Origin of the sequence: Kitasatospora dryopteridis (assembly GCF_050749075.1) — a bacterium.
Lineage (GTDB): Bacteria > Actinomycetota > Actinomycetes > Streptomycetales > Streptomycetaceae > Kitasatospora.
Window position 1 is genome coordinate 2,048,368 of sequence record NZ_CP192749.1, and the last position, 23,342, is coordinate 2,071,709.

The following is a 23,342-nucleotide window of genomic DNA, read 5'->3' on the forward strand; positions in this document are numbered from 1 at the left end:
ATACGACATGCCGTCAGCACCACACCGACTTCTTCCATCGGCGCTTCCCACGGCGCCCACCGTGAACGGGACGACTCCCATGGCACTCGACTCCGCCACCACGCATACCTCCGGACGGTTCGGCAGCGGCCGTTTCAGACGGCCCGCCGCAGTCGCCGTCGCCGCGATCACCGCCGCGGGCCTGCTGTCCGCCTGCAGCTACGGCTCCAAGAGCGAGGACAAGAGCTCGGCGGCCCCCGCCACGGCTGCCTCCGGCGCGAAGCTCTCCGCGGACACCGTGAAGATCGGCTACTTCGCCAACCTCACCCACGGCACCGCCCTGGTCGGCCTCAAGGAGGGCCTGATCCAGAAGGAGCTCGGCGGCACGAAGATCAAGACCCAGATCTTCAACGCCGGCCCGACCGAGATCGAGGCGCTCAACGCCGGCTCGATCGACATCGGCTGGATCGGCCCCTCCCCCTCCATCAACGGCTACACCAAGTCCGACGGCAAGTCGCTGCGGATCATCGGCGGTTCGGCCTCCGGCGGCGTGCGACTGGTGGTCAACCCCGACAAGATCAAGACCCTGGACGACCTCAAGGGCAAGAAGATCGCCACCCCTCAGCTCGGCAACACCCAGGACGTGGCGCTCCTCAACTACCTGGCCACCAAGGGCTACAAGGTCGACGCCGCGTCCGGTGCCGGCGACGTCAGCGTGGTGCGCACCGACAACAAGGTCACCCCGGACGCCTACAAGTCCGGCTCGATCGACGGTGCCTGGGTGCCCGAGCCGACCGCCTCCAAGCTGGTCAGCCTCGGCGCCAAGGAACTGCTGAACGAGAAGCAGGTCTGGCCGGACGGCAAGTTCGTCATCACCAACATCATCGTCTCGCAGAAGTTCCTCAAGGAGCACCCGGACGTGGTGGAGGCCGTGCTGCGCGGCTCGGTGAACACCAACGCCTTCATCAAGGCCAACCCGGACCAGGCCAAGGCCTCCGCCAACGCCGCGATCAAGGAGGCGGCCGGCAACGCGCTGGACGCCGCGATCCTCGACCCGGCGTGGAAGGACATCGAGTTCCTGGACGACCCGCTGGCGAACACCCTGCAGGCCGAGGCCGACCACGCGGTCACCGCGGGCCTGCTGAAGAAGCCGAACCTCGCCGGGATCTACGACCTGACCCTGCTGAACAAGGTGCTCCAGGCCCAGGGCAAGCCCGCCGTGGCGGACGCCGGACTCGGCGCCAAGTGACGCGCACCCGATAACCCCGCGGTCCGCCCCGCCCCTGCCCAGTCGATGCCCAGTCACCGGGCGGGGCGGGGCCGGACCCCGGCCCCCGAGAGCCACCAGCCAGCTGCCCGTCCACTCACGGAGGAGGTCCCCGGATGACCCCGGCACTGACCACCACGGAGCCCGCCACCACCAGCGCTGCCGCGGCCACGCTCGACAGGCCCGCCGTCCGCCTCTCGCACGTGCACAAGTCCTTCGGCCGCCCCGGCGCGGCCACCCCCGTCCTGGACGACATCAACCTGGACGTCGCCCCCGGCGAGTTCGTCACCCTGCTCGGCGCCTCCGGCTGCGGCAAGTCCACCCTGCTCAACCTGGTCGCCGGCCTCGACCGGCCGACCTCCGGCGACATCGAGGTGCCCGGCGGCCGCCCGGCCCTGATGTTCCAGGACCACGCGCTGTTCCCGTGGCTGACGGCCGGCAGGAACATCGAGCTCGCGCTGCGCCTGGCCGGCGTGCCCAAGGCCGAGCGCCGCGCCGAGGCCGAGCGGCTGCTGGAGCTGGTGCGCCTCGGCGGCGCCCACAAGAAGCGCGTCCACGAGCTGTCCGGCGGCATGCGCCAGCGCGTGGCGATGGCCCGCTCGCTCGCCCAGGGCGCCAGCGTGCTGCTGATGGACGAGCCGTTCGCCGCGCTCGACGCCATCACCCGCGACGTCCTGCACGACGAGATCACCCGCATCTGGGCGGAGCGGCAGCTGACCGTCCTGTTCGTCACCCACAACGTGCGCGAGGCCGTCCGGCTCGCGCAGCGCGTCGTCCTGCTGTCCTCCCGGCCCGGCCGGGTCGCCAAGGAGTGGCGGATCGACCTGCCCCAGCCGCGCCGCATCGAAGACGCCGGCGTCGCGGATCTGTCCATCGAGATCACCGAAGAGCTGCGTGGGGAGATCCGCCGCCATGTCCAGCACTGACACCACCGCCCTGGTCAAGGACCGGTCCGGCGACACCGCGAGTGTCGAGGCCGGCCTGGACGCCCTGGACTCCGTCCAGGTCCAGCGCACCCCGATCACCCAGGTGCTGCGCCAGAAGGTGCTGCCGCCCGTCCTCGGCGTCCTGCTCGTCCTCGGCGTGTGGCAGCTCGCCTTCAGCCTGGAGCTGACCACCCCGGACAAGCTGCCCAGCCCGGCGGCCGTCTGGTCCTCGCTCACCGACCTCTGGTACGAGGGCACGCTCTTCTCGATCATCTGGACGAGCGTGTGGCGCGGCCTGTCCGGCTTCGTCGCCGCGGTCGCCATCGGCACCCCGATCGGCCTGCTGGTCGCCCGGGTCAAGCCGGTGCGCGCCGCCCTCGGGCCGGTCCTCGCGGGCCTGCAGTCGCTGCCCTCGGTCGCCTGGGTGCCCGCCGCGGTCATCTGGCTCGGCATCAACAACTCGGCGATGTACGCGGTCATCCTGCTCGGCGCCGTCCCGTCGATCGCCAACGGCCTGGTCTCCGGCGTCGACCAGGTGCCGCCGATCTACCTGCGGGCCGGCCGCACCCTGGGCGCCACCGGCCTGGCCGGCGCCCGCCACGTGCTGCTGCCCGCCGCCCTCCCCGGCTACCTGGCCGGCCTCAAGCAGGGCTGGGCGTTCTCCTGGCGCTCGCTGATGGCCGCCGAACTCATCGCCTCCTCCCCCGACCTGGGCCTCGGCCTCGGCCGCTACCTGGAGAACCAGCGCGAGTTCAACGACATGTCCGGCGTCCTGCTCGGCATCGTCCTGATCCTCGTCGTCGGCGTGGCGATCGACCTGCTCGTCTTCTCCCCGATCGAGCGCCGCGTGCTGCGCAACCGCGGCCTGCTGGTCACCACCCGCTGAGGACGGCCGCCATGCGCACCGGTCTGCTGCCCGCCCCCGCCCGCCACGGCGGGGCGGGCAGCCCCGCCCTGCTGCTGATCGCCCACGGCAGCCGCGACCCGCGGCACGCCGCCACCGTGGACGCCCTCGTCCACCGCGTCCGCGGCCTGCGGCCCGGGCTCACCGTCGCCACCTCCTACCTGGACCACTGCGCCCCGCGCATCCCCCAGGTCGCCGGCCGGCTCGGCGCCGCCGTCGCCGTGCCGCTGCTGCTCAACCGGGCCTTCCACGCCAAGAGCGACATCCCCGCCGCGCTGCGCGCCGCCGGCGCCGACCTGCCGCTCGCCGACGTGCTCGGCCCCTCCCCGCTGCTGTTGGACGCCCTGGACCGGCGCCTCGCCGAAGCCGGGCTCGACACCGCCTGTGCCGCGGTGCGCGCCCGCACCGGCGTGGTGTGCTCGCCGCGGCCGGCTCCTCCGACCCGGCCGCCGACGCCGCCACCCGGGCCGTCGCCGAGACCTGGCGCCGCAGTCGCGGCTGGGCCGCCGTCGAGGTCGCGTACGCCTCCGCGGGCGGGCCGCGGGTGCCGGAGGCCGTCGCCGCGCTGCGGGAGGCCGGTGCGGACACCGTGGCTGTCGCCCCCTACCTGCTGGCGCCCGGGCTGCTGCCCGACCGGATCGCGGCCGCCGCGGACGGCGCCGACCTGCTGGCCGGTGTGCTGGGCGCCGCCCCCGAGGTCGCCGGACTCCTACTGCAGCGCTACGACGCCGCGCGCCTCGCCGTTGCCGCCCCGGCGGCGCTCTCCGCCTGACCGGCCCCCGGGGTCACTCGGCCAGGTCGTCGGCGGTGGCGTCGAGCTGCATCCGCTCGTACTCGCCGAGGCAGGGGAAGAGGGTGCCGCAGTCGCGGCAGGCCCGGGCCGAGGCGACCGTGAAGGTCGGCCGGGACTTGAATCTCCCGGGCCGCGGGAAACGGAGGCGCATGCGCTCCGTCGCCATCGAATCCGTCGTCAGGTCCCCCACCGCGCTCAGCCGTTCAGAGCCGCACATGCCGCATCGCATGCCGGGCACACTACCCGCCCACCGGCCCTGACACGCGGGGAATTCCGGAGACCGCAGCGCCGGCGGACGTCAGGAGGTGCGTGGGGTCACCAGGCCGGATTCGTAGGCGAGGACGACGAGTTGGGCGCGATCGCGGACCTGGAGCTTGGTCATGGCCCGGTTGATGTGGGTCTTGGCGGTCATCGGGGTGATCACCATGAGGTCGGCGATCCGATCGTTGGACAGGCCCCGCGCGACCAGGGCCACTGCCTCGCGTTCGCGGTTGGTCAGCTCGTCGAGGCCGGTGCCGGTGCCGGTGTCGGGCGGCTGGGTGACGTACCTGTCGATGAGTCTGCGGGTGATCGAGGGTGCGAGCAGGGCGTCGCCGCGGGCGGCGACCCGGACGGCGTGCAGGAAGTCCTCCGGCTCGATGTCCTTGACGAGGAATCCGGCGGCCCCGGCGCGCAGCGCGTTGAACACGTGCTCGTCCAGGCCGTAGTTGGTCAGGATGACGACGTGCACCCGGGCCAGGGCCGGATCCGCGGCGATGCGCCGGGTCACCTCGATGCCGTCGAGGACCGGCATCCGGATGTCGACGAGGGCGACGTCGGGCAGGTGTTCCCCGGCGAGGGCCAGGCCCTGCTGCCCGTCGGCGGCCTCGGCCACCACCTCGATGTCCTCCTCGAGGTCGAGGAGTGCACGGAATCCGCTGCGGATGAGCGGCTGGTCGTCGACCAGCAGGACACGGATCACGCCGTCCCCTCCACGGGGAGTTCGGCCTGGACGGTGAAACCGCCCTCGCTCCGCGGTTCCGCGCGCAGCCGGCCGCCGAGGGCGGTGACCCGTTCGCGCATGCCGAGCAGGCCGATGCCCGGTGTCGGGGCGTTGTCCGGTGCGGCCCTGCCGTCGTCGTCGACGCGTATCGCGAGGACGTCCGAACGGCAGTCGATCCGGACGGAGGCCTTGGCGGCGTCCGCGTGGCGGGCGATGTTGGTGAGCGACTCCTGGACGATCCGGTAGGCGGTCCGCTCCACCGCGGCGGGCACGTCGTGGGGTTGTCCTTCGATCGTCAGGGTCGCGTCCAAGCCGATGGACCGGGCCCGTTCCACCAGTTCCGGGACGTGGTCGAGCCCGCGCGGCGGAGTGGTGTCGTCGTCGCGCAGCGCCTCCAGGGTCGCGCGCAGCTCCCGCGCCGCCTCGCGGCCGGCCGCCTGGATCGCCAGCAGGGCCTCGGGGACCGGTTCGCCGCGTCTGCGGGCCACGTGCACGGCGACCTCGGCCTGCAGCTTGACGATCGAGATCTGGTGGGTGAGCGAGTCGTGCAACTCCCGTGCGATGCGCAGCCGTTCCTCGTCGGCGCGGTGCCGTGCGGCCTCCTCCCGGGTGCGCTCGGCCTCGTCCGCCCGCCGTTCTGCCTGCCGCAGCGCTTCGCCCGCGGCGCCCGCGGCGATCAGCCAGGCCAGTTCGAGGGCTCCCCGGGCCCGTGCGAACGCCTCGCCCGTGTCGTGCAGGCCCGAGGCCAGGGCCGCGAGCAGGAGGGCCGCCAGCACGGCCACGCTCACCGCCACCGCGGCGGTGCGGTGTCCGGCCCGGACTGCCGCGTACACCGCGAACAGGTAGGCGACGGCGGGCACGTCGAAACCGGCCGCCTGGTAGCCCACCGCGCAGAGCCCGGTACCGGCCAGGACGGCGACCGGGGCCCGGCGGCGCGCGGCCAGCCCCAGACCGCCGGCCGCCAGCAGGACGCAGCCGAGCAGGTCGGGGCCGGTGGCGGGATGCCGTCCGGACATCCCGGTGACCAGCAGCGCCGCTGCCACACCGCCGGCGATCGCCCAGTCCCCGACACCGATCCGTCCCCTGTCCATGCGCGCACCCTAGCCGGACGGCGGCGCGGGCGGGGTCCTGCGTGGGAATGAGCGGCCGACTACTGCAGCCGCGGTACCTCCGCGGTTCCTGCTGCGTCCGCCGCAACCGGGTGCGGCACGGGCGGCAGCGCGGATTGTCCGCGTCCGTCGGACGACCGGCGGCGGGTCGGGCGGCCATGCTCGGAGGGCGTCCGGCGCAGGAGGTGTCCGGCCGTGGGAGAAGAAGGGGAACCCATGTCTGTTCCATCCGTGTTCGCCGCACCGGCGTCCGCGCACGCCACCGTCCAGCAGGCCGCGGGTGTCCTCACCATGAGCGCCGGGCGGTTGGGGGCCGTGGTGGCCGCGCTGCTGGCGGTGGTCGGCGTGGTCGCCGCCGGCAGGGCCCTGTCCCGCTCGCGCGGTCGTACCGGCGGTGGCGGTGGCGCCGGGCGGAGCGGAGCCGTCCTGGCCCTGGTGTCGGGGCCGGCCGGCATGGCCCTCGGCGGGCTGGTGGCGGCCACCGCCTCCGGCGGTCTCGGCACCGGCAACGGTCTGGGCGGTGCCGTGGTGGCCCTGCTGGTGGGCCTGGTGGCCACGGTTCTCGGCGGGCTGGCCCTGACCCGCTCCCGCCGCACCGGCTGACCGCAGTGGCGGCCTCCCCGCCGTGGGTGGGCCGGACGCGACGGGAGGCGGAGGCCCCGCGGTCACTCGCCCGATCGCGGGAGGAGAGCGATGTAGCGGGGGTCGGCGGGGTCGGCGTCGGCCCAGCGCCAGGCCCGGGCGGCGCAGGTGCGTTCGTGGGAGGTGCCGGTGGCGAGGGTGGTGAGGAGGCGGTCCTGGAGGCGGCGGGCGCCGGTGGCGGTGACCAGGACGGCGGCGAGCCAGCGCGGGGAGCTCGGGTCGTCGTCGTGGACGAGGGCCCGGTAGACGGCGTCCTCGTGGGTACGGGTGAGGCTGCGGTCGGCGGCGAGGGCGCGGTAGGCGGTCTGCCGCTTGTGGCCGATGCGGTGGTACTGGGGGTAGTGCGGGTGCCGTTCGGCGAGGCGGGCCACCCGGGGGTCGTCCGGTTCCTCGAAGGGCAGGCCGAGGGCGGCGAGCAGGTCGTCCAGGGCGCGTTCCTGGAGGTCGAGCCGTTCGGCGGCGGGGCCGGGTGCGCCGTTCACCGGGCCTCCGGGGAGGCGTCGTTGCGCATGGTGGTGAGGGCGCGCAGGCCGTCCTCGACGACCGAGGGGTCGGCGTCGCCGAACAGGGCCTGCTGGGCGATGAAGCCCTGGGCGGTGGCGATCAGGGTGCGGGCGACGTGGTCGGCGTCCGGCCCGGGCGGCATCAGGCCGGCCTCGCGGTAGGTGCCGACCAGGTCGGCCCAGGCTTTGCGCATGGCGGTGTAGCCCTCGTTGAGGGTGGCGGCGAGGGCGGGGTTGCGCAGGGTCTCCGTCCAGACCTGCACGATGAGGCGGGCGAAGGCCTGGCGGTCGCCCTCGGGCGGGGCCTGGTCGAAGACGGCGGTCAGCACCCGGCCGAGCAGGACGTCCGGGGTGGGCGGGGGGACGGCCGCGGCGGCGTCCGCGAAGGCGGAGCGGACCAGGCCGAAGGCCTCGTCGGCGATGGCCGCGACGATCTCGTCCTTGCTCGCGAAGTACCGGTAGACGGCGCCGGCGGACAGCCCGGACTCGCGCAGCACGTCCTGCATGGACGTGGCGTGGAAGCCGTTGCGCGCGAAGCAGCGGGCGGCGCCGTCGAGGATCTGCCGGCGGCGGGCGTCGAGGTGCGCCTGGGATACGCGAGCCATGGGGCAACAGTAAAACGAACGTTCATTCTTGACAAGCGCGACGGGCGGGCGGAGAGTGAGCCACGTAAAACGAACGATCCTTCTCTTTGAATCGAGGGGCTGCCATGTCCGCCTCCCCCGAGTCCGCACCCGCCTCCCGGCGCCTCGTCGCCGTCTGGACACTCGTACCGCTGCTGGCCGCCCTCGCCCTCTGGGCCTTCGCCTGGCCCGCCGCCCGCACCGCCCCGCGCGACCTGCCGATCGGCGTCGCCGGGCCGGCCGCCGCCACCGCGACCGTGGAACAGCGGCTGGCCGCCCACCCCGGCGCCTTCGAGATCCACCACTACGCCGACGCGGCCGCCGCCCGGCAGGCCGTCGAGGACCGCGACGTCTACGGCGCCCTGGTGGCCGGCCCCGGCGGCCCCGAGCTGCTCACCGCCTCGGCCGCCGGGCCGGCCGTGGCGCAGCTGCTCCGCACGGCCGCCGACTCCGCCGCCCCGGCCGGCACCTCCGTGCACGTGACGGACGTGGTGCCGACCCCGGCCGCCGACCCGCGCGGGGCGGCGTTCGGCGCAGGGCTGCTGCCACTGGTGCTGGCCGGGGTGGCGGCCGGCGGGGTGGTGACGGCGATGCGGCTGCGCGGCGGCCGGGCGATCGCCGCACTCCTCGGGGCCGCACTGCTCACCGGCCTGGGCGGCGCCGCCCTCGCGCACGGCTGGCTGGGGACGCTGACCGGCGACTGGTGGGCCGAGGCCGGGGTGATCGGGCTGACCGTCCTCGCGGTCGGCGCCACGGCCGCCGGAGCGGCGGCACTGTTCGGCACCGCAGGCCTCGCCGTGGCCGGCCTGCTGATGGTGCTGATCGGCAATGCCTTCTCCGGTGTCGCCTCCGCACCCGAAATGCTGCCGGCCCCGGCGGGCGTCCTCGGGCAGCAGTTGCCGCCGGGGGCGGCCGGGACGCTGCTGCGGTCGGTGTCCTACTTCGACGGCGCGGGGGCCGGCGGCCCGCTGCTGACCCTGCTCCTGTGGGCCGGCCTGGGGCTTGCCGCCGTGGGCCTCGCCGCCGCCCGCCGCCGCACCGCACCGGCCACCGCACCGGAACCCGCCGCAGTCGCGGCCTGACGGAGTGGGAGAACCGGGAACCCCAAGGGGGCGCGGGAACTGCGCAGCCCGGGATATCGCAAGGTGGCCGGTTCGGGTACCACAACAGGGGCGCGGGGAACTGCGCGAGACGGAAGGTGCGGACCGTGACCTTCCGTCTCGCGCAGTTCTCCCCCAGCCTTCGGCCGGGAGGTGCCCCCACGCGCCCCTGGCGATTGCCGGGCCGGCCGAAGGCTGGTGGTTCAGAGGCGGTGGAGGGTGAAGGTGTCGACGGGGGTGCCCGCGAAAAGGAGGTCGGCGCGGCCGTCGAGGATGTAGGTGCTGCCGGCGGGGCCGGGGGTGAGCACGGTGGGGGCCGGATCGGTCAGCGGGTGCACCGAGCTGCGGGCGGTGCGCCAGCCGTCGGTGGAGCGGATCTCGACCCGGGCGTTGGCGCCGTTGCCGCCGATGTGGTTGGTGATGCCGTGCAGGGTGCCGTCCGGGCGGAGCAGCAGCCCGTCGATACCGGTGAGGGAGCCGGCCGGGCCGGTGACGGGGATGCGGGCGAGCTCCCGGGGGCGGTCGATCGGCAGGCGCCAGAGGGTTCCGTCGTCGTACTTGCCGATCACCAGGGTGCTGCCGTGGCGGACGATGCCGTTGAGGCCGAAGCCGCCCTGCGGCGCTGCGAGCCGGGTGTCGCGGAGGAGGATGCCCGCGGTGCCGTCGGGGGCGACGCGGTAGACGATCGGGGCGAAGGAGTCGGTGACGTACGCGGTGCCGTCGGGGCCGAGGGCCAGGTCGTTGGCGAAGTGGGGGCCGCCGTCTCCGGCGGTGGCTGCGAGGTCGGTGTAGAAGAGGCGGCGGCCGGTGGTGAGGTCGTAGGCGCCGATGCCGGCGATCCGTCCGGAGCCGGCGGGGTCGGTGCGCAGGGAGGTGCCGGGGTCGCCGTTGGCGACGAGGACCCGGTTGCGGGCGGCGTCGACGTGGATGCCGATGGTGGAGACCAGCACGGCCGGGTCGTCGACCAGTGTGGTGGTGGTGCCGTCGGGGCGGACGGCGGAGACGGTGCCGTGGCGGAGCGAGCCGACCAGGAAGCGGCCGCGGGCGGCGTCCCAGGTGGCGCCTTCGGGGTGCAGGGTGTCGGCGTGGCCGGCGATCGCGGCGGGCCCGCAGTGGACGGCGGTGGAAGGCGCGGCGGCGGCCGGGACGGCGGGTGCGGCGGCGAGGGCGGCGAGCAGGACGGCGCTGCGGGTGCGGCGGTTCATCTGATTTCCCGTCAGTACGGCGTGTTCGGACGGTTTCCAGCCTTCCGCCCGGTGCGGCCGCGCGGCAGTGCGTGGCGATACTGGTAGTCGGGCCACCAGTTTTAGGGGGAGGAACCTTGGCCGGTCAGGACGTGCGGAGGCGGGCGTTGTCGAACTTCCTGCGGACCCGGAGGGCGGCGCTGGCCCCGGCGGACGTGGGGATCGCCCCGGGGGTGCGGCGGCGGACGCCGGGGCTGCGGCGGGAGGAGCTGGCGCTGCTGGCCGGGGTCGGGGTGACCTGGTACACCTGGCTGGAGCAGGGACGGGACATCAATCCGTCGCCTGAGGTGCTGGCGAGTCTGGCGCGGACGCTGCGGCTGGACGCCGCGGAGACGGCGTACCTGTTCCGGCTGGCGGGGGCGGGGCCGTACCCCGACGGGTGCGGGGACGAGGCGTCGGCGGATGTGCCGGAGGCACTGCGGCGGCTGTTGGACGCTCAGGCGCCCGCGCCGGCGTTCCTGATGGACGCGGAGTGGGACGTGCTGGCGTGGAATGCTCCGGCCGAGGCGATGTTCGAGTTCGCCGGGCTGCCGCCGGAGGATCGCAATCTGGCCTGGCTGGTGTTCGCGGACGGGCACATCCGGACGCGCACGGTGGACTGGGAGCGGCACGCCCGACGCACGTTGGCGGAGCTGCGGGCCGCGTACGGCGAGCAGGGCGGGGCGGGCTCGCCGCGGGCGCGGCGGCTGGCGGCGCTGATCGAGCGGCTGCGGTCGTCGTTCCCGGAGGCGGACCGCTGGCTGGACGAGCACCGGGTGAGCGAGAAGGCCGGCACCGAGAAGGAGGTGCGGCACGAGGTGGTGGGCGTGCTGCGGCTGGACCAGGTGGTGCTGCGTGCGCCGGGCGGGCTGCAGGTGGTGGTGGCCTCGCCGCGGGACGAGGAGACCGGGGAGCGCCTGCGGCGGCTCGTCCCGGCCTCCTCTGCGGATCTGGCGTCCGCCCGGGCCTGACCGCGGGTCAGCGGTAGGGGCCTGCGGCCACGGCCGCGACCTCGTCGGCCGTGGAGGGCAGCGGGGTGGTGACGGCGGCCCAGGAACGGTCGGCGAACCACAGGTCGATCCGGCCCCGCTGGAGGACGCCGGTGGGGTTGCGGTGCAGGGCCACGGCGTGCCGGGGTGCTTCCCAGTGCAGCGCGTACTGCTCCTTGAGCTGCCACAGCTTGGAGCGGTCGACGATCACGAGGTGGCGCCGGTCGGTGACGGCGAAGGTGCCGCCACCGTTGTTCTCCTCGCGCATGCGCAGCACGAACCGGCCGGCCTCGCTGTGCCAGCCGCCGGCCATGCCCTCGCCGTGCCAGACCGAGTCCGGTACGGCGTCCATCATCCGGTCCTCGACCGCGCCGACGGTGGCGGAGACCGGGTTGACGACGGCGTAGGCGCGGCGCAGCACGTTGAACGGCTTGCCGAGCTTCTGCTCCAGCTCACTGGGCCGCCGGGGAGCGAGGAGTTCGGCCGGCGGGCGCGGAACTCCGGGAGCGAGGTCGATGGAGGCGGCGCCGAGGAGCTGTTCGCCGGGGTGCAGGAAGGGCGCGACGATGTCGCGGTCGCGGTTGAGCACGGTGGTCCTCCCGGTCAGCCGAAGGCTGCGTCGAAGCGGGCCTTGCGTTCCTCCGGGCTGAGCTCCGGCTCCTGGCGGGGCTGGGCGATGCCGGCGTGTTCGCGGGCGGCGGTGGAGGGGTGGGGGTTGCCGGCGATCCGGTCGTCGATCTCGTCGGCGACGATGCCGGCGCCGGACTGGACGGCCTGCTGGACGGTCTGGCCGACCGGGTCGCCGGTGAGGCCGATGGCGCCCAGGGCGGCCTTGCCGATGGTCTTGGTGGTCTTCTTGGCGAGGTAGGCCGGGATGTCGATCGGCCTGTTCCACGTCCAGGGCTTGGCGGGGTTGAGGTGGGGGCGCTTGCCGATGGCCTTGAGGGCCTTCATCGCGTCGGCGACCTTCTTGAGGGCGCGGGCGAGCTTGGCGACCAGACTGGCGATGCGGGCGCTGGCGATGGCGCCCTCGGCGGCGGCCGCGGCGGCTTCGGCGGCGAGCGAGATGCCGGCGGTGACGACGCTGAAGGCGAGCGAGGCGGCCAGGGTGATGATGGCCCACTCGATGAGTTCGCGGATGACGGTCTCGACGAGGTCCTGGGCCATCCGGCTCTCGGCGGCGGCCTCCTCGAGGAGTTCGGCGGTGGCGTCCATGTCGTCCGCCTCGGCCTCGAGGGCCGTCTCGTACTCGGCGAGTTCCTGGAGGAACTTCTCGGCGGCCTCGCCCTGCCAGTCGTAGGCGAGGGCGGCGCGGTCGCGGCGCTGGTCGGCGACGACCTCGCGCAGTTCGACGGCCTGACGGCGCCAGAGCTGGGCGGCGGCCTCCAGGCCCTCGGGGTCGCCGGTGACGAACTCGAGGGGTTCGGCGAGCGGTTCGACGATGGGCCGCATGATCTCGTCGATCACGCTGCCCAGCGGGCTCATCCACTGGTTGATCTTGCTGTAGGCGTCGACTGCGCCCGAAACAGGTCCGCTCATCACAGCCCCCTGACGATCGCGTTGAGGGAATCGGCGGTCGCGGCCTCGGCCTGCTCGTAGTTCCGGGCGACGCTCTGGATGTGCTCGTCGATCCGGGCCATGGTGTCGGCGGCGGAGGTGAGGTTCTCGACCGCCCCGTCGGCGCGCTCGGTGTAGTCGCGGCCGGTCTCCTCGGCCTCGGGCAGCTTGCCGAAGGCGCCGACCGACAGCTGGTGGGCGCCGAGTTCGGCGCGGATGGCGCGCAGTTTCTCCGAGCGGTCGGCGGAGGTGCGGGCGAATCGCCGCAGGGCCTCCGGATCGACGCGGTACTCCCCTGACACGACGTGTCCTCCCCCGTGCAGTGCGCCTCGGGCGGCGCGGAATTGATGGAACATCCGATTCAGGTCATGGAAAAGCCATGAACGGACAAAGAAGCTAACACACCTGTTCGCGCGCACTGCGGCGGGTGATGTGAGGGTTCGTCGCCGATCCGGCGGGGTGCCGGGACCGACGGGGGAAAAGCCGAAGGGGCGCCGACCGCGGTGCGGTCGGCGCCCCTTCCCTGACGGTGGGTCAGTTGTAGTCGTGCCGCTGGCGGCCGGTGCCGTAGTTGCCGCCGCTGCGCGAGCCGGAGCCGGGCTTGGAGCGGCCGGAGGAGCGGCCGATGAAGCCGGCCGCGGTACGGCTGCTGCCGCCGCCGATCCGCTGCTTGGGCCGGGGCTGGCGGGCGTTGCCGTTGGCGTCGACGTCCTTGGGCAGGCCGGAGCGCTTGCCGGGGCGGCGGCGCGGCGTACCGGCCTTGGCGGCGGTCTTCTCGCCCGCCGCCGAGTCGGCGGGGGCGGCCTGCTCGGGGACGGCGATGGTGACGGGCACGCCGGTGGGCGTGCGGGCGCCGGTGATGCGGCGCAGTTCGGCGTCGTCGGGGCGGACCTTGGTGACGGTGGGCCGGATGCCGGCGGTGCCCATCAGCCGGTTGACCTCGCGGCGCTGCTCGGGCAGGACGAGGGTGACGACGGTGCCGGACTCGCCGGCGCGGGCGGTGCGGCCGCCGCGGTGCAGGTAGTCCTTGTGGTCGATCGGCGGGTCGACGTTGACGACCAGGTCGAGGCCGTCGATGTGGATGCCGCGGGCGGCGACGTTGGTGGCGATCAGTGCGGTGACCCGGCCGTCGCGGAACTGGTCGAGGACCCGGTTGCGCTGCGGCTGGGACTTGCCGCCGTGCAGGGCGGCGGCCTTGACGCCGCTGGCGAGCAGCTGCTTGGCGAGCCGGTCGGCGCCGTGCTTGGTGTGCACGAACATGAGCAGCCGGCCCTCGCGGGAGGCGATGTGGGCGGTGGCGGCGGCCTTGTCGGCGGGGTCGAGCTGGAGGACGTGGTGGTCCATGGTGGTGACCGCACCGGCCGACGGGTCGACCGAGTGGGTGACCGGGTCGTCGAGGAAGCGGCGGACGAGCCGGTCGATGTTGCGGTCGAGGGTGGCGGAGAAGAGCATCCGCTGGCCGCCCTCGGCGACCTGCTCCAGCAGCTTGCTGACCTGCGGCAGGAAGCCCATGTCGGCCATCTGGTCGGCCTCGTCGAGGACGGTGGTCACCACGTCGCCGAGGTTGACGTCCTGCCGGTTGATGAGGTCGTCGAGCCGGCCGGGGGTGGCGACGAGGACCTCGACGCCACGGCGCACCTGGTTCGCCTGGCGGCCGATCGGCATGCCGCCGACGACGGTGGCGATCCGCAGCTGGAGGGCCTGGGCGTACGGGGCGAGGGCCTCGGTGACCTGCTGGGCGAGCTCGCGGGTGGGCACCAGGACGAGGGCGAGCGGGCGGCGGGCGTCGGCGCGCTTGCCGGCGGTGCGGGCGAGCAGCGGGAGGCCGAAGGCGAGGGTCTTGCCGGAGCCGGTGCGGCCGCGGCCGAGGACGTCGCGGCCGGCCAGGGAGTCCGGCAGGGTCGCGGACTGGATCGGGAAGGGCTCGGTGACGCCCTCGCGGGTGAGCGCGGTGAGCAGCGCCTTCGGCATGTCGAGCTCGGCGAAGGTGGCCGCCGGCGGGCGGGCCGGGGTGCCCTGGACGACGGTGAAGTCCTGGCTTTCGGCGGCTGCGGGGCGCGGGTTTCGCGGTGCGCGCTGGATGCGGCGCTCGGCGCCGCCGCGGGGGCCGCTGCCGCGCTGGGGGCGGCCGGTACCGGCGGCCCGTCGGGAGGTGGTGCCGCGCTGCGGGCGTGCCTGATCGGTCATGCTGCTCCATCCTGATCGGCCGGCGGGCACGGCGGTGCCGTGCGCCCGGACCTTGCGGGTCGGCCGTCAGGTGTGGATGCGGAGCCGCCCCGGCCGTTCGGCGGCAATGGGCGAGGGCCCGCACCCGCAGGTGCGGACCCTCACTCGTTTATTGCTTGAGTCGGCGCAGGCCGGACTCAGAGGGGGCGGATGTTCTCCGCCTGCGGGCCCTTCTGGCCCTGGGTGACGTCGAACTCGACCTTCTGGCCCTCGATGAGCTCACGGAAGCCCTGGGCGTTGATGTTCGAGTAGTGGGCGAAGACGTCGGCGCCGCCGCCGTCCTGCTCGATGAAGCCGTAGCCCTTTTCGCTGTTGAACCACTTCACGGTGCCGGTAGCCATAACCGTCTCCTCTTTCTGGGGCATCAGGGGACTGCACCTCGCAGACCCCGAGTAGCCGCGATCCCCATCCGGAGACAAAACACCGGATAAAAACAAATGCGCCTGGCGGTTGGAACCAGCAGGCGCACACACACGTTCATGGGAACCAAAACTGCAACTGCTTCGACTGTAGCACGGTGGCAGCCGGCGATGATCGGGAAAGTCTTCCTCGTCACACCGTGCGCCGGGCACGGTTGAACGGCCCGAGGGCGGGGCATACGGCTTGGTTCGTATGCCCCGCCCTCGGGTGCGGTCAGAGCCGGCCGGCCGGCTCCGGCTCGGCGTCCCGGACGGCGGCGGGGCCGTCCTGCGCCGGGCTGTCGCCGTGGCCCGGCCACCAGGCGACGTGGCCCAGCAGCGCGGTGATCGCCGGGGTGAAGAACATCGCCATCACGAAGGCCGAGACGATGATGCCGAAGGCGATCGAGAAGCCCATCTGGCTGAAGAGCGAGTTCCCCGCCAGCAGCATGGTGCCGAAGGTGGCCGCCAGGATGAACCCGGCCGCGGCGACGGTCGGACCGGCGTGCTTGACCGCCTCGCCGGCGGCCTCGCGCGGGGTGCGGCCCTCCTTCACCTCCTCGCGGAGGCGGGCGATCATCAGGATGTTGTAGTCGGTGCCGATCGCGACCACGAAGAGGTAGATGAAGATCGGCAGCATGAACATCAGGCCCGGCTCGCCGCCGATCTTCTGGAAGATCAGCGAGGTGGCGCCGAGGGTCGCGCCGAAGCCGAGGCCGACCGAGGCCATCAGGTACCAGGGGGCGACCACGCTGCGCAACTGCAGGGCCAGGATGACCAGGATGAGCAGCGCGGCCAGCGGGAACACCAGCGTGTAGTCGTGGACCATCGCGGTGTTGATGTCCTTGAACACCGAGGTCTGGCCGCCGACCAGGGCCTTGGTGCCGCTCGGGGCGGAACCGTGGGCGGTGTCGCGCAGGCCGTCCATGGTGTCGATGGCCTTGTTGGTGGCGGGCGCGTCCTTGAGGATCACCGTGATGTCCGCGGTGAGCCCGTCCTTGCTGAGCTGGGTCCGCTCGGCGGGCACCGCGGCGACGCCCGGAGTACCGGCGAGCGCGGAGCGGTAGCCGTCGAGGCCGGCCGGGTCGAGCTTGGCCCCGCCGGTCGAGGTCAGGTAGACGTGGCTCGGGTCGGCGGCGCCGGCCGAGAAGGCCTTCATCATCTTGTCCTGGACGACCATCGACTCCTTGGTCTTCGGCATCGAGCCGCTGGCCAGGTCGAAGGTGCCCTTGTAGCCGAGGGCGGCGACGGTGAGGGCGACCAGCACCAGGCCGGAGGCCAGTGCGGCGACCGCGGGACGGCGCTGCACGCCGCCGCCGAGGGCGGCGAAGCGGGTGCCCTTGGCCTGGCGCATCCAGTGCTCGGGGAAGCCGCCGGACGGGCGGGGGCGGCGGGCGCCGCGGGCCAGCCAGGCGAGCTGCCGCCAGTCCCAGCGGAACCACTCGACGACGCGGCGGAACAGGACGCGCTCGGGGAGCACGGACAGCACGGCCGGGACGAGGGTGATCGAGGCGAAGGCGGTGACCGCGACGGCGATGGCCAGGGCCGGGCCGAGCGCGGTGAACATGCCGAGGCTGGAGAGCACCAGGACGGCGAAGGCCGCGACGACGGCGCCGGCCGCGGAGGCGATCGCCTCGCCGACCCGGCCGACCGCGTTGACCACGGCCTCCTTGCGGTCGTCGCCGGCGCGCAGCCGCTCGCGGTAGCGGAACATCAGGAACAGGAAGTAGTCGGTGCCGACACCGAAGAGCACCACGATGAGGATGGCGGACATCGAGTTGTCCGCCTTCAGGCCGAAGATCTTGCTCGCGTCGGCGATCAGGCCGTTGGCGACCATCGAGTAGACGAAGATCGACACGATCGGCAGCAGGGCGACGATCGGGCTGCGGAAGATCAGCCAGAGCGTGAGCAGGATGATCACGACGGTGCCGACGCCGATCAGGGCCTCGGCCAGCTTGGAGGAGTCCTGCTGGTCGAGGATGCTGGCGGCCGGTCCGCCGAGCAGCATCTTGACCGGGGTGCCGGCGGTGAGCTCGGCGCCCGCCTCGCGCAGCGCCTTGGCGGCGTCGGCGGCCTCGGGCTTCTGCATGACCTTCTTGTCGACGGCGATCATCGACATGCCGAAGGTGCCGTCCGGGGAGTAGGACTTGCCGACCGGCAGGACGGTCTCGACGTACTCGATGTGCTTGTCGGTGAGGCCCTTGACGACCTTCTCGGCGGTGGCCTTGTCGGCCTCATCCAGCTTGCCGCCGTCCTTCCGCTCGAACACGGCGTAGGCGCCGGGCGAGAAGTTCGCCGGGAACGCCTTGGCCTGGAGCTCGGCGGCCTGGATCGACTCGTAGTGCTTCGGGAGGAAGGCGCTCTCGTCGGTCTGGGCGGTCATCGTCGGTGCGGAGCCGATGATCGCGACGGCCGCGATCAGCCAGGCTCCGATCACCCACCAGGCCCGCCTGACGACGAAGTGTCCGATTCGGTGGAACATGCTCGTGATGCCTCCTGGGCATGGTTCACCGCAGCCCTCGGGGGACGGAAACCGGGCAACGGCAGGACCGGCCCGGGAAAATCCCTAGCCGGTCGGCAGGCAAGTACGTGTGTCGGCATCCTATGCGATGCCACTAGCCGGTCGGCAGGTAACCCTGCCCCCAGGGGCACCCCTAGGGGGTACCGGCCGGCTCCCCCGACCATCCTGACCTGCGGCACACCCTGCGCACCTCCTGCTTCGGGCGGATTCGCCTCCCCCTCAGGGTGGAGCCGGACCTGCCCGCCAGGAGGAGCGCGGGGTGGGGAAAACCCCACCCCGGACCTCGGGGCAGGCCCAGGGACGACTCACCCGCCAGCCGGATACTCCGTCAACTCCCCGCTCCCTAGGGTCGTTCCAGCAGCCGGGAGACCCCGGCACCACGCTCCGGCGGACCGCACCCGCCGCTCTCCCTGGGGGACCCGTGACACCCAAGCTCGGACTCGCCGCCGCCATGGGCGCATGGAGCGCCAGACACCGCAAGACCGCAGTGTTCGGCTGGCTGCTCTTCGTCGTCCTCGCCGCCTTCCTCGGCGGCCTCCACGGCAGCACCAAGGTCACCGACTCCGAGATGATGCCCGGCGAGGTGGCCCGCGCCGCGAAGATCCTCGACGACGCCGGGATCAAGTCCCCCGCCGGCGAGACCGTGCTCGTGCAGAGCGCCGCACTGACCGCCGACGACCCGGCCTTCCGCGCCGTGGTCGAGGAGGCCGCCGCCGCCGTCGGGGCCACCGGCAAGGCGGCGGACGTGCGCAGCCCGTACGACACCGGGGCGGTCTCCGCCGACCGGCACTCGGCGCTGCTGCAGTTCACCGTGGTCGGGGAGGACCGCGAGAAGGCCGTCGAGAACGTGCCCGCGCTGCTGGACGCCGTCGCCGGGGTGCAGGCGAAGCACAAGGACCTCACCGTCGAGGAGTTCGGCGAGGCCAGCGCCGGCAAGTGGTTCCAGGAGCAGTTCCAGAACGACTTCCAGCGCGCCGAGTGGACGGCCGTCCCGCTGGCACTGGGCATCCTGCTGATCGCCTTCGGCGCCATGGTCGCCGCCGTGCTGCCGGTCGTCCTCGCGATCACCGCCTTCATCGCCGCCGGCGGCCTGGTCGCCCTCTCCAGCGGCATCCTGCACACCAGCGACGACGCCAGCTCCGTGATGCTGCTGGTCGGCCTCGCCGTCGGCGTCGACTACTGCCTGTTCTACCTGCGCCGCGAGCGCGAGGAGCGGGCCGCCGGACGCGACGCCGCCACCGCCCTCCAGGTCGCCGCCGCCACCTCCGGCCGGGCCGTGCTGGTCTCCGGCGTCACCGTGGTCGTCGCCATGGCCGGCCTCTTCCTCACCGGCATCGCCGACTTCCAGGCGATGTCCTTCGCCACCATCCTCGTGGTGATCACCGCCGTGCTCGGCTCGCTCACCGTGCTGCCCGCCCTGCTGTCCATGCTCGGCGACCGCGTCGAGAAGGGCCGCCTCCCGCTGCTGCACAAGCTGCGCCGCAACGAGGCCGCGGCCGGCGGCCAGCTCTGGAACGCCCTGCTCACCCCGGTGCTGAACCGCCCGCTCGCCGCCACCGTCCTGGCCGGCGGCCTGCTGCTCGGCCTCGCCGCCCCGCTGCTCACCATGCACACCGCCAACCTGACCTTCCAGCAGCAGCTGCCCAAGGGCAACGCCCTGGTCGCCACCTCGCAGCGGATCGAGACGGCCTTCCCCGGCAGCCCGGCGCCCGCCACGGTCGTCGTCAAGGCCCGCGCCGTCGACTCCCCCGAGATGCAGCAGGCGCTCGCCGACCTCAAGTCCCGGGCGCTGGCCTCCGGGAAGATGCACGAGCCGATCCAGGTCACCGTGCACAAGGAGCAGAACATCGCCCTGGTCGACATCCCGCTCGCAGGCACCGGCAACGACACCGCCAGCACCGAGGCGCTGGAGGCGCTGCGCAGCGACGTGGTCGCGAACACCGTGCTCAAGGTGCCCGGCACCGAGGCCCCGGTCACCGGCAGCACGGCGGGCTCGCACGACTTCAACGAGCAGATGTCCGACTCCATGCTCCCGGTGTTCGGCTTCGTCGTCGCCTTCGCCTTCCTGCTGATGCTCTGCTCGTTCCGCTCGCTGGGCATCGCCCTCACCGCCGTGGTGCTCAACCTGCTGTCGGTCGGCGCCGCGTACGGCGTGCTCGCGCTGGTCTTCCAGCACGGTGTCGGCGCCTCGCTGTTCGGCACGGCCGGGGTCGGCGCGGTGGAGTCCTGGGTGCCGCTGTTCCTGTTCGTGATCCTCTTCGGCCTGAGCATGGACTACCACGTCTTCGTGGTCTCCCGGATCAAGGAGGCGCACGACCGGGGCCTGGCGACCGCGGCCGCCGTCTCGTACGGCATCCGCTCCACGGCCGGCGTGGTGACCAGCGCCGCGGTGATCATGGTCGGTGTGTTCGCGGTCTTCGGCACCCTGTCGATGCAGTCCATGAAGCAGATGGGCGTCGGCCTGGCCGTCGCCGTCCTGATCGACGCCACGGTGATCCGCGCCGTGCTGCTGCCCGCGGTGATGAGCCTGCTCGGCGAGCGCAACTGGTACCTGCCGCGCTGGCTGAACTGGCTGCCGAACCTCTCGCACGGCGAGTCCTTCCCGCCGGTCACCCCGGCCGCCCCCGCCCCGGCCGGCCTGAGCCTGCCGGACGGGCAGCCCGCCGGCGGCGCCCGGGTCTGACCCCGCCCCGAGCGCACTCCCCCACGGCCGGGCCCCGCACTGCGCGGGGCCCGGCCGCCGTGCGCCAGGATGGACCGGAACGCACCCGAGGAGAGCGCCGTGACCGCCTTCGACGAAGCCCGCGCCCGCGAGCTGCTGGCCGGGGCCTGCCGGACGGCCGGCCTGCCCGCCCCGGACGGCGCCCGGCTGCTGGCACTCGGCGAGAACGCCGTCCTGGACCTGGGCTCCCCCGCCGTCGTCGCCAAGATCGGCCGCAGCCCCGGGCTCCTCGCCCGCGCCGAGCGCGAACTGGCCGTCGCAGGCTGGCTCGGTACCCGCAGCGTCCCGGTCGTCCGCCCCTGGCACACCGCTCCGGTGACCGCGGACGGGCACCCCGTCACCTTCTGGCACCGACTGCCGGAGGCCGTCCGCCCGGCGCGCCCGGCCGACCTCGCGCCCCTGCTGCGCACCCTGCACGCCCTGCCCTCCCCCGGCCTGCCGCTCGGCCGCCGCGACCTGCTCGCCCCGGTCGACCGCTGGCTCGCCGCAGCCGCCGGACACGTCGACCCGAAGGACGCGGCGTTCCTGCGCGACCGGAAGGAGAGCTTCGTCACGGCGGTCGCCGCCCTCACCCCCCACCTCGCCCCCGGCGTGGTGCACGGCGACGCCCTCCCGAGGAACGTCCGTGTCGGTCCGGACGGGCCGGTCCTGCTCGACCTGGAGAACGCCTGCGTCGACCTGCGCGAGCACGACCTGGTCGTCCTGGCACTCGGTCACGACCGTTACGGCGTACCGGAGGAGGACTACCGGGCCTTCACCGACGCCTACGGCTGGGACGTGCGCGAGTGGGACGGCTTCGCCGTGCTGCGCGGCGCCCGGGAGACCGCGAGCGCCGCCTGGGTCGCCCAGCAGGTGCCCGGCAACCCGGCCGCCGCGGCCGAGTTCCGCCGCCGGGTGGACTCCTTGCGCGACGGCCTCACCTCCGTACGCTGGTATCCGTTCTGAGACCCGACAACCGGGTCCGTTCGTACACGACGACGGAACCGGCGGTCTCCGCGCGGCGTCGTCCCCGGCACATGCCCCCAGCAGGGGTGGCCGGTACGACGTCAGGAGTCGTCACCATGCGGATGCCCAGCCCCCGATCCCGTCGCACCCTCGGCCTCGGCCTCGCCGCGCTGCTCGCCCCGTCCATGATCGCCGCCTGCGGTTCGGCCACCGCCGCACGCACCACCAGCGCCGAGGGCGCCCGGACCACCGCCGCCGCCGTCACCCCGCGCGACAGCGCCGGCACCACCGGCTCGCCCTCACCCGCGAGCCCCTCCGCGAGCATCCCCGGGCAGCGCACCGCGCCGCCCTCCACCGCCGCCAAGAGCCCCTCGTCCGCACCGGCCACGGGCTCGCCGACCGCGGCACCGAGCAGCGCCCCCGCGAGCCCCTCGGCCACGCCGTCCCCGACCGGCGACGGCCGGTCCCACCAGATCGTCCGCTGGACCGCGCACGGCGGCCGCAGCGTCGCGCTGACCTTCGACGACGGCCCGGGCCCGGCCACCCGCCCGATCCTCGACCTGCTGCGCGAGTACCACGCCCACGCCACCTTCTGCCTGGTCGGCAACGAGGTCGAGCGCGACCCGGCGGCCGTCCGCCGGATCGTCGCCGAGGGCCACCGGCTGTGCGACCACACCGTCGACCACCCCCAGCCGCTGCACAGCCGCCCGCACGACCGGCAGGTGCACGAGATCGCCGATGCGAAGCAGAGCATCCTGCGGGCCGCCGGGCCCGGCGCCGAGGTGCCCTGGTTCCGGGCGCCGGGCGGCGACTTCACCGCCGAGAACGAGCAGATAGCGGCCGACCACGGCATGACGTCGCTCGGCTGGTCGGTCGACCCCCGCGACTGGGCGAAGCCCGGCGCGCCCGCCATCGTCGCCAATGTCCAGCAGCACCTGCGCCCCGGCGGGGTGGTGCTGATGCACGACGGCGGCGGCGACCGCAGCCAGACCATCGAGGCGCTCAAGCAGCTGCTGCCCTGGCTGCAGGCCCAGGGCTACACCTTCGACTTCCCCGCCGGCGGCTGACGCCCCGCCCCGACACCGCCTCCGGTGAGCCCGCCTCAGCCGGCCGCCGCGACCGCGCCGTACGGGACGACCGGCCAGGCCGGCTCGACCCGCGCCTCCGGGTCGGAGGTGCGGCGCAGGTACTGCTCGAAGGAGGCTGCCTGCTCGGCGGCGGCGCGCACCTGGAGCGCGTGCAGGTCCGCGAGCGGCACACCGCCGACCGCGGGGAAGACCTCGCCGAGGCGGCGGGCCACGCCGGCGGCGGCCACCGCGTCGGCGCCGGCCTGGTGCGCCCCGTCGAGGGCCACCCCGTAGTGCGTGCAGAGCGCCTGCAGATTGCGCTTGCCCCGGCGGTAGCGGTCGGCGTGCTTGTCGAGCACCAGCGGGTCGATGACCGGGGCGGGCGTGCCGCCGAGCCGGGCGGACAGCGGGGTGACGCCGTGCCGGCGGCACTCGCGGTCGAGCAGCGACAGGTCGTAGCGCGCATTCATGATCACCAGCGGGATGCCCGAGCCCAGCGCCTCGGCGATCGCCCGGGTGATCTCCTCGACCGCACCGGCCGCCGGGACGCCGCGCCCGCGGGCCCGCTCGGTGTCGATCCCGTGGATCGCGGTGGCCTGCGCGGGGATGGGTATGCCCGGGTCGACCAGCCAGTGGCGCTCGGCCGAGGCGCTGCCGTCCGGTTCGAGCCGGACGAGGGCCGCGGTGACGATGCGGTCGTTCTCGATGTCGGTGCCGGTGGTCTCCAGGTCGAAGGCCAGCAGGCTGGCGCCCAGCCAGCTCATCGCAGGCCCCTCGCCGCGCCCCGGCCGGCCGGGGCGGATGCGGCCGGTGTCCCCCTCCATCTGGTCATCTGGCGTTCCTTCCGTCGCTCCTGCCGTGACGGG

22 protein-coding genes and 1 pseudogene are annotated in these 23,342 nt (G+C 73.8%); 10 read left to right on the forward strand and 13 right to left on the reverse strand.

Going from position 1 to position 23,342, the window contains the following annotated elements:
- Positions 1-79: 79 nt before the first annotated feature.
- From ACQ614_RS09320 to ACQ614_RS09335, 4 genes and pseudogenes are all read left to right on the forward strand, one after another.
- Positions 80-1,228 carry an aliphatic sulfonate ABC transporter substrate-binding protein gene (locus ACQ614_RS09320; protein ID WP_431677956.1) on the forward strand — a complete coding sequence of 383 codons (1,149 nt, stop codon included), beginning with the start codon at positions 80-82 and terminating at the stop codon, positions 1,226-1,228.
- A gap of 134 nt (positions 1,229-1,362) precedes the next feature.
- Complete coding sequence (locus ACQ614_RS09325; RefSeq protein ID WP_431677957.1) at positions 1,363-2,172, forward strand: ABC transporter ATP-binding protein; 810 nt, start codon at positions 1,363-1,365, stop codon at positions 2,170-2,172.
- Entirely contained in the window at positions 2,159-3,058 is a 900-nt protein-coding gene (locus ACQ614_RS09330) for an ABC transporter permease (protein WP_431677958.1), read from the forward strand. The genes ACQ614_RS09325 and ACQ614_RS09330 overlap by 14 nt, the downstream gene beginning before the upstream one ends.
- Positions 3,059-3,069: 11 nt before the next feature.
- Positions 3,070-3,848, forward strand: a pseudogene (locus tag ACQ614_RS09335) (sirohydrochlorin chelatase).
- Positions 3,849-3,861: 13 nt separating this feature from the next.
- Here ACQ614_RS09335 and ACQ614_RS09340 read toward each other — a convergent pair.
- The 3 genes from ACQ614_RS09340 to ACQ614_RS09350 all read right to left on the reverse strand — a co-directional run bounded on the left by ACQ614_RS09340 (position 3,862) and on the right by ACQ614_RS09350 (position 5,942).
- Positions 3,862-4,020, reverse strand: coding sequence for a hypothetical protein (locus ACQ614_RS09340; RefSeq protein WP_363495586.1), 159 nt, complete (start codon positions 4,018-4,020; stop codon positions 3,862-3,864).
- Positions 4,021-4,167: 147 nt separating this feature from the next.
- A complete protein-coding gene (locus tag ACQ614_RS09345) occupies positions 4,168-4,830 on the reverse strand; it encodes a response regulator (RefSeq protein ID WP_431677959.1) in 663 nt (220 codons plus the stop codon).
- Entirely contained in the window at positions 4,827-5,942 is a 1,116-nt protein-coding gene (locus ACQ614_RS09350; protein WP_431677960.1) for a sensor histidine kinase, read from the reverse strand. The genes ACQ614_RS09345 and ACQ614_RS09350 overlap by 4 nt, the downstream gene beginning before the upstream one ends.
- Positions 5,943-6,176: 234 nt before the next feature.
- Here ACQ614_RS09350 and ACQ614_RS09355 point away from each other — a divergent pair, with 234 nt between their 5' ends.
- Positions 6,177-6,563 carry a DUF6223 family protein gene (locus ACQ614_RS09355; protein WP_431677961.1) on the forward strand — a complete coding sequence of 129 codons (387 nt, stop codon included), beginning with the start codon at positions 6,177-6,179 and terminating at the stop codon, positions 6,561-6,563.
- Between the two features lie 62 nt (positions 6,564-6,625).
- Here the strand turns inward: ACQ614_RS09355 and ACQ614_RS09360 are convergent, their stop codons facing one another.
- Complete coding sequence (locus ACQ614_RS09360; RefSeq protein ID WP_431677962.1) at positions 6,626-7,084, reverse strand: hypothetical protein; 459 nt, start codon at positions 7,082-7,084, stop codon at positions 6,626-6,628.
- Complete coding sequence (locus ACQ614_RS09365; RefSeq protein WP_431677963.1) at positions 7,081-7,710, reverse strand: TetR/AcrR family transcriptional regulator; 630 nt, start codon at positions 7,708-7,710, stop codon at positions 7,081-7,083. The genes ACQ614_RS09360 and ACQ614_RS09365 overlap by 4 nt, the downstream gene beginning before the upstream one ends.
- 104 nt (positions 7,711-7,814) lie before the next feature.
- On the opposite strand from ACQ614_RS09365, the gene ACQ614_RS09370 reads away from it, so the two are divergent.
- On the forward strand, positions 7,815-8,810 hold the full coding sequence (locus ACQ614_RS09370; protein ID WP_431677964.1) for an ABC transporter permease: 996 nt from the start codon (positions 7,815-7,817) through the stop codon (positions 8,808-8,810).
- A gap of 221 nt (positions 8,811-9,031) precedes the next feature.
- Here ACQ614_RS09370 and ACQ614_RS09375 read toward each other — a convergent pair whose 3' ends face one another.
- A complete protein-coding gene (locus tag ACQ614_RS09375) occupies positions 9,032-10,033 on the reverse strand; it encodes a hypothetical protein (protein ID WP_431677965.1) in 1,002 nt (333 codons plus the stop codon).
- Between the two features lie 146 nt (positions 10,034-10,179).
- Between ACQ614_RS09375 and ACQ614_RS09380 the strand changes: the two genes are divergently transcribed.
- Positions 10,180-11,022, forward strand: a complete 843-nt coding sequence (locus ACQ614_RS09380; protein WP_431677966.1) for a helix-turn-helix transcriptional regulator — start codon at positions 10,180-10,182, stop codon at positions 11,020-11,022.
- A gap of 7 nt (positions 11,023-11,029) precedes the next feature.
- On the opposite strand, the gene ACQ614_RS09385 is transcribed toward ACQ614_RS09380, so the two are convergent.
- The 6 genes from ACQ614_RS09385 to ACQ614_RS09410 all read right to left on the reverse strand — a co-directional run bounded on the left by ACQ614_RS09385 (position 11,030) and on the right by ACQ614_RS09410 (position 17,703).
- Positions 11,030-11,629, reverse strand: a complete 600-nt coding sequence (locus ACQ614_RS09385) for a hypothetical protein (RefSeq protein ID WP_431677967.1) — start codon at positions 11,627-11,629, stop codon at positions 11,030-11,032.
- Positions 11,630-11,643: 14 nt separating this feature from the next.
- Entirely contained in the window at positions 11,644-12,579 is a 936-nt protein-coding gene (locus ACQ614_RS09390; RefSeq protein ID WP_431677969.1) for a WXG100 family type VII secretion target, read from the reverse strand.
- Entirely contained in the window at positions 12,579-12,899 is a 321-nt protein-coding gene (locus tag ACQ614_RS09395; protein ID WP_431677970.1) for a hypothetical protein, read from the reverse strand. The genes ACQ614_RS09390 and ACQ614_RS09395 overlap by 1 nt, the downstream gene beginning before the upstream one ends.
- Before the next feature lie 232 nt (positions 12,900-13,131).
- The gene (locus ACQ614_RS09400; RefSeq protein WP_431677971.1) at positions 13,132-14,784 is read right to left on the reverse strand and encodes a DEAD/DEAH box helicase; all 1,653 of its coding nucleotides are present in this window, start codon (positions 14,782-14,784) and stop codon (positions 13,132-13,134) included.
- Between the two features lie 176 nt (positions 14,785-14,960).
- Complete coding sequence (locus ACQ614_RS09405; protein ID WP_263105940.1) at positions 14,961-15,164, reverse strand: cold-shock protein; 204 nt, start codon at positions 15,162-15,164, stop codon at positions 14,961-14,963.
- A gap of 292 nt (positions 15,165-15,456) precedes the next feature.
- A complete protein-coding gene (locus ACQ614_RS09410; protein ID WP_431677972.1) occupies positions 15,457-17,703 on the reverse strand; it encodes an MMPL family transporter in 2,247 nt (748 codons plus the stop codon).
- Positions 17,704-18,193: 490 nt separating this feature from the next.
- Between ACQ614_RS09410 and ACQ614_RS09415 the strand changes: the two genes are divergently transcribed.
- From ACQ614_RS09415 to ACQ614_RS09425, 3 genes are all read left to right on the forward strand, one after another.
- Positions 18,194-20,425: an MMPL family transporter gene (locus ACQ614_RS09415; protein WP_431683873.1), complete on the forward strand. Its 2,232-nt coding sequence runs from the start codon at positions 18,194-18,196 to the stop codon at positions 20,423-20,425.
- Positions 20,426-20,494: 69 nt separating this feature from the next.
- The gene (locus tag ACQ614_RS09420) at positions 20,495-21,409 is read left to right on the forward strand and encodes a phosphotransferase enzyme family protein (protein ID WP_431677973.1); all 915 of its coding nucleotides are present in this window, start codon (positions 20,495-20,497) and stop codon (positions 21,407-21,409) included.
- Positions 21,410-21,525: 116 nt separating this feature from the next.
- Positions 21,526-22,476 carry a polysaccharide deacetylase family protein gene (locus ACQ614_RS09425; protein ID WP_431677974.1) on the forward strand — a complete coding sequence of 317 codons (951 nt, stop codon included), beginning with the start codon at positions 21,526-21,528 and terminating at the stop codon, positions 22,474-22,476.
- 35 nt (positions 22,477-22,511) lie between these two features.
- Here ACQ614_RS09425 and ACQ614_RS09430 read toward each other — a convergent pair whose 3' ends face one another.
- Positions 22,512-23,240: a 3'-5' exonuclease gene (locus tag ACQ614_RS09430; RefSeq protein ID WP_431683874.1), complete on the reverse strand. Its 729-nt coding sequence runs from the start codon at positions 23,238-23,240 to the stop codon at positions 22,512-22,514.
- Positions 23,241-23,342 lie beyond the last annotated feature (102 nt).

What these genes read in the sequence shown, in the direction of transcription:
- ACQ614_RS09370 (WP_431677964.1), top strand. Translation starts at nt 7,815, where the DNA reads ATGTCCGCCTCCCCCGAGTCCGCACCCGCCTCCCGGCGCCTCGTCGCC.
- ACQ614_RS09350 (WP_431677960.1), bottom strand. Translation starts at nt 5,942, where the DNA reads ATGGACAGGGGACGGATCGGTGTCGGGGACTGGGCGATCGCCGGCGGT.
- ACQ614_RS09430 (WP_431683874.1), bottom strand. Translation starts at nt 23,240, where the DNA reads ATGAGCTGGCTGGGCGCCAGCCTGCTGGCCTTCGACCTGGAGACCACC.
- ACQ614_RS09365 (WP_431677963.1), bottom strand. Translation starts at nt 7,710, where the DNA reads ATGGCTCGCGTATCCCAGGCGCACCTCGACGCCCGCCGCCGGCAGATC.
- ACQ614_RS09340 (WP_363495586.1), bottom strand. Translation starts at nt 4,020, where the DNA reads ATGCGCCTCCGTTTCCCGCGGCCCGGGAGATTCAAGTCCCGGCCGACC.
- ACQ614_RS09375 (WP_431677965.1), bottom strand. Translation starts at nt 10,033, where the DNA reads ATGAACCGCCGCACCCGCAGCGCCGTCCTGCTCGCCGCCCTCGCCGCC.
- ACQ614_RS09415 (WP_431683873.1), top strand. Translation starts at nt 18,194, where the DNA reads ATGGGCGCATGGAGCGCCAGACACCGCAAGACCGCAGTGTTCGGCTGG.
- ACQ614_RS09425 (WP_431677974.1), top strand. Translation starts at nt 21,526, where the DNA reads ATGCGGATGCCCAGCCCCCGATCCCGTCGCACCCTCGGCCTCGGCCTC.
- ACQ614_RS09405 (WP_263105940.1), bottom strand. Translation starts at nt 15,164, where the DNA reads ATGGCTACCGGCACCGTGAAGTGGTTCAACAGCGAAAAGGGCTACGGC.
- ACQ614_RS09355 (WP_431677961.1), top strand. Translation starts at nt 6,177, where the DNA reads ATGTCTGTTCCATCCGTGTTCGCCGCACCGGCGTCCGCGCACGCCACC.
- ACQ614_RS09400 (WP_431677971.1), bottom strand. Translation starts at nt 14,784, where the DNA reads ATGACCGATCAGGCACGCCCGCAGCGCGGCACCACCTCCCGACGGGCC.
- ACQ614_RS09330 (WP_431677958.1), top strand. Translation starts at nt 2,159, where the DNA reads ATGTCCAGCACTGACACCACCGCCCTGGTCAAGGACCGGTCCGGCGAC.
- ACQ614_RS09320 (WP_431677956.1), top strand. Translation starts at nt 80, where the DNA reads ATGGCACTCGACTCCGCCACCACGCATACCTCCGGACGGTTCGGCAGC.
- ACQ614_RS09325 (WP_431677957.1), top strand. Translation starts at nt 1,363, where the DNA reads ATGACCCCGGCACTGACCACCACGGAGCCCGCCACCACCAGCGCTGCC.
- ACQ614_RS09410 (WP_431677972.1), bottom strand. Translation starts at nt 17,703, where the DNA reads ATGTTCCACCGAATCGGACACTTCGTCGTCAGGCGGGCCTGGTGGGTG.
- ACQ614_RS09390 (WP_431677969.1), bottom strand. Translation starts at nt 12,579, where the DNA reads ATGAGCGGACCTGTTTCGGGCGCAGTCGACGCCTACAGCAAGATCAAC.
- ACQ614_RS09420 (WP_431677973.1), top strand. Translation starts at nt 20,495, where the DNA reads ATGGACCGGAACGCACCCGAGGAGAGCGCCGTGACCGCCTTCGACGAA.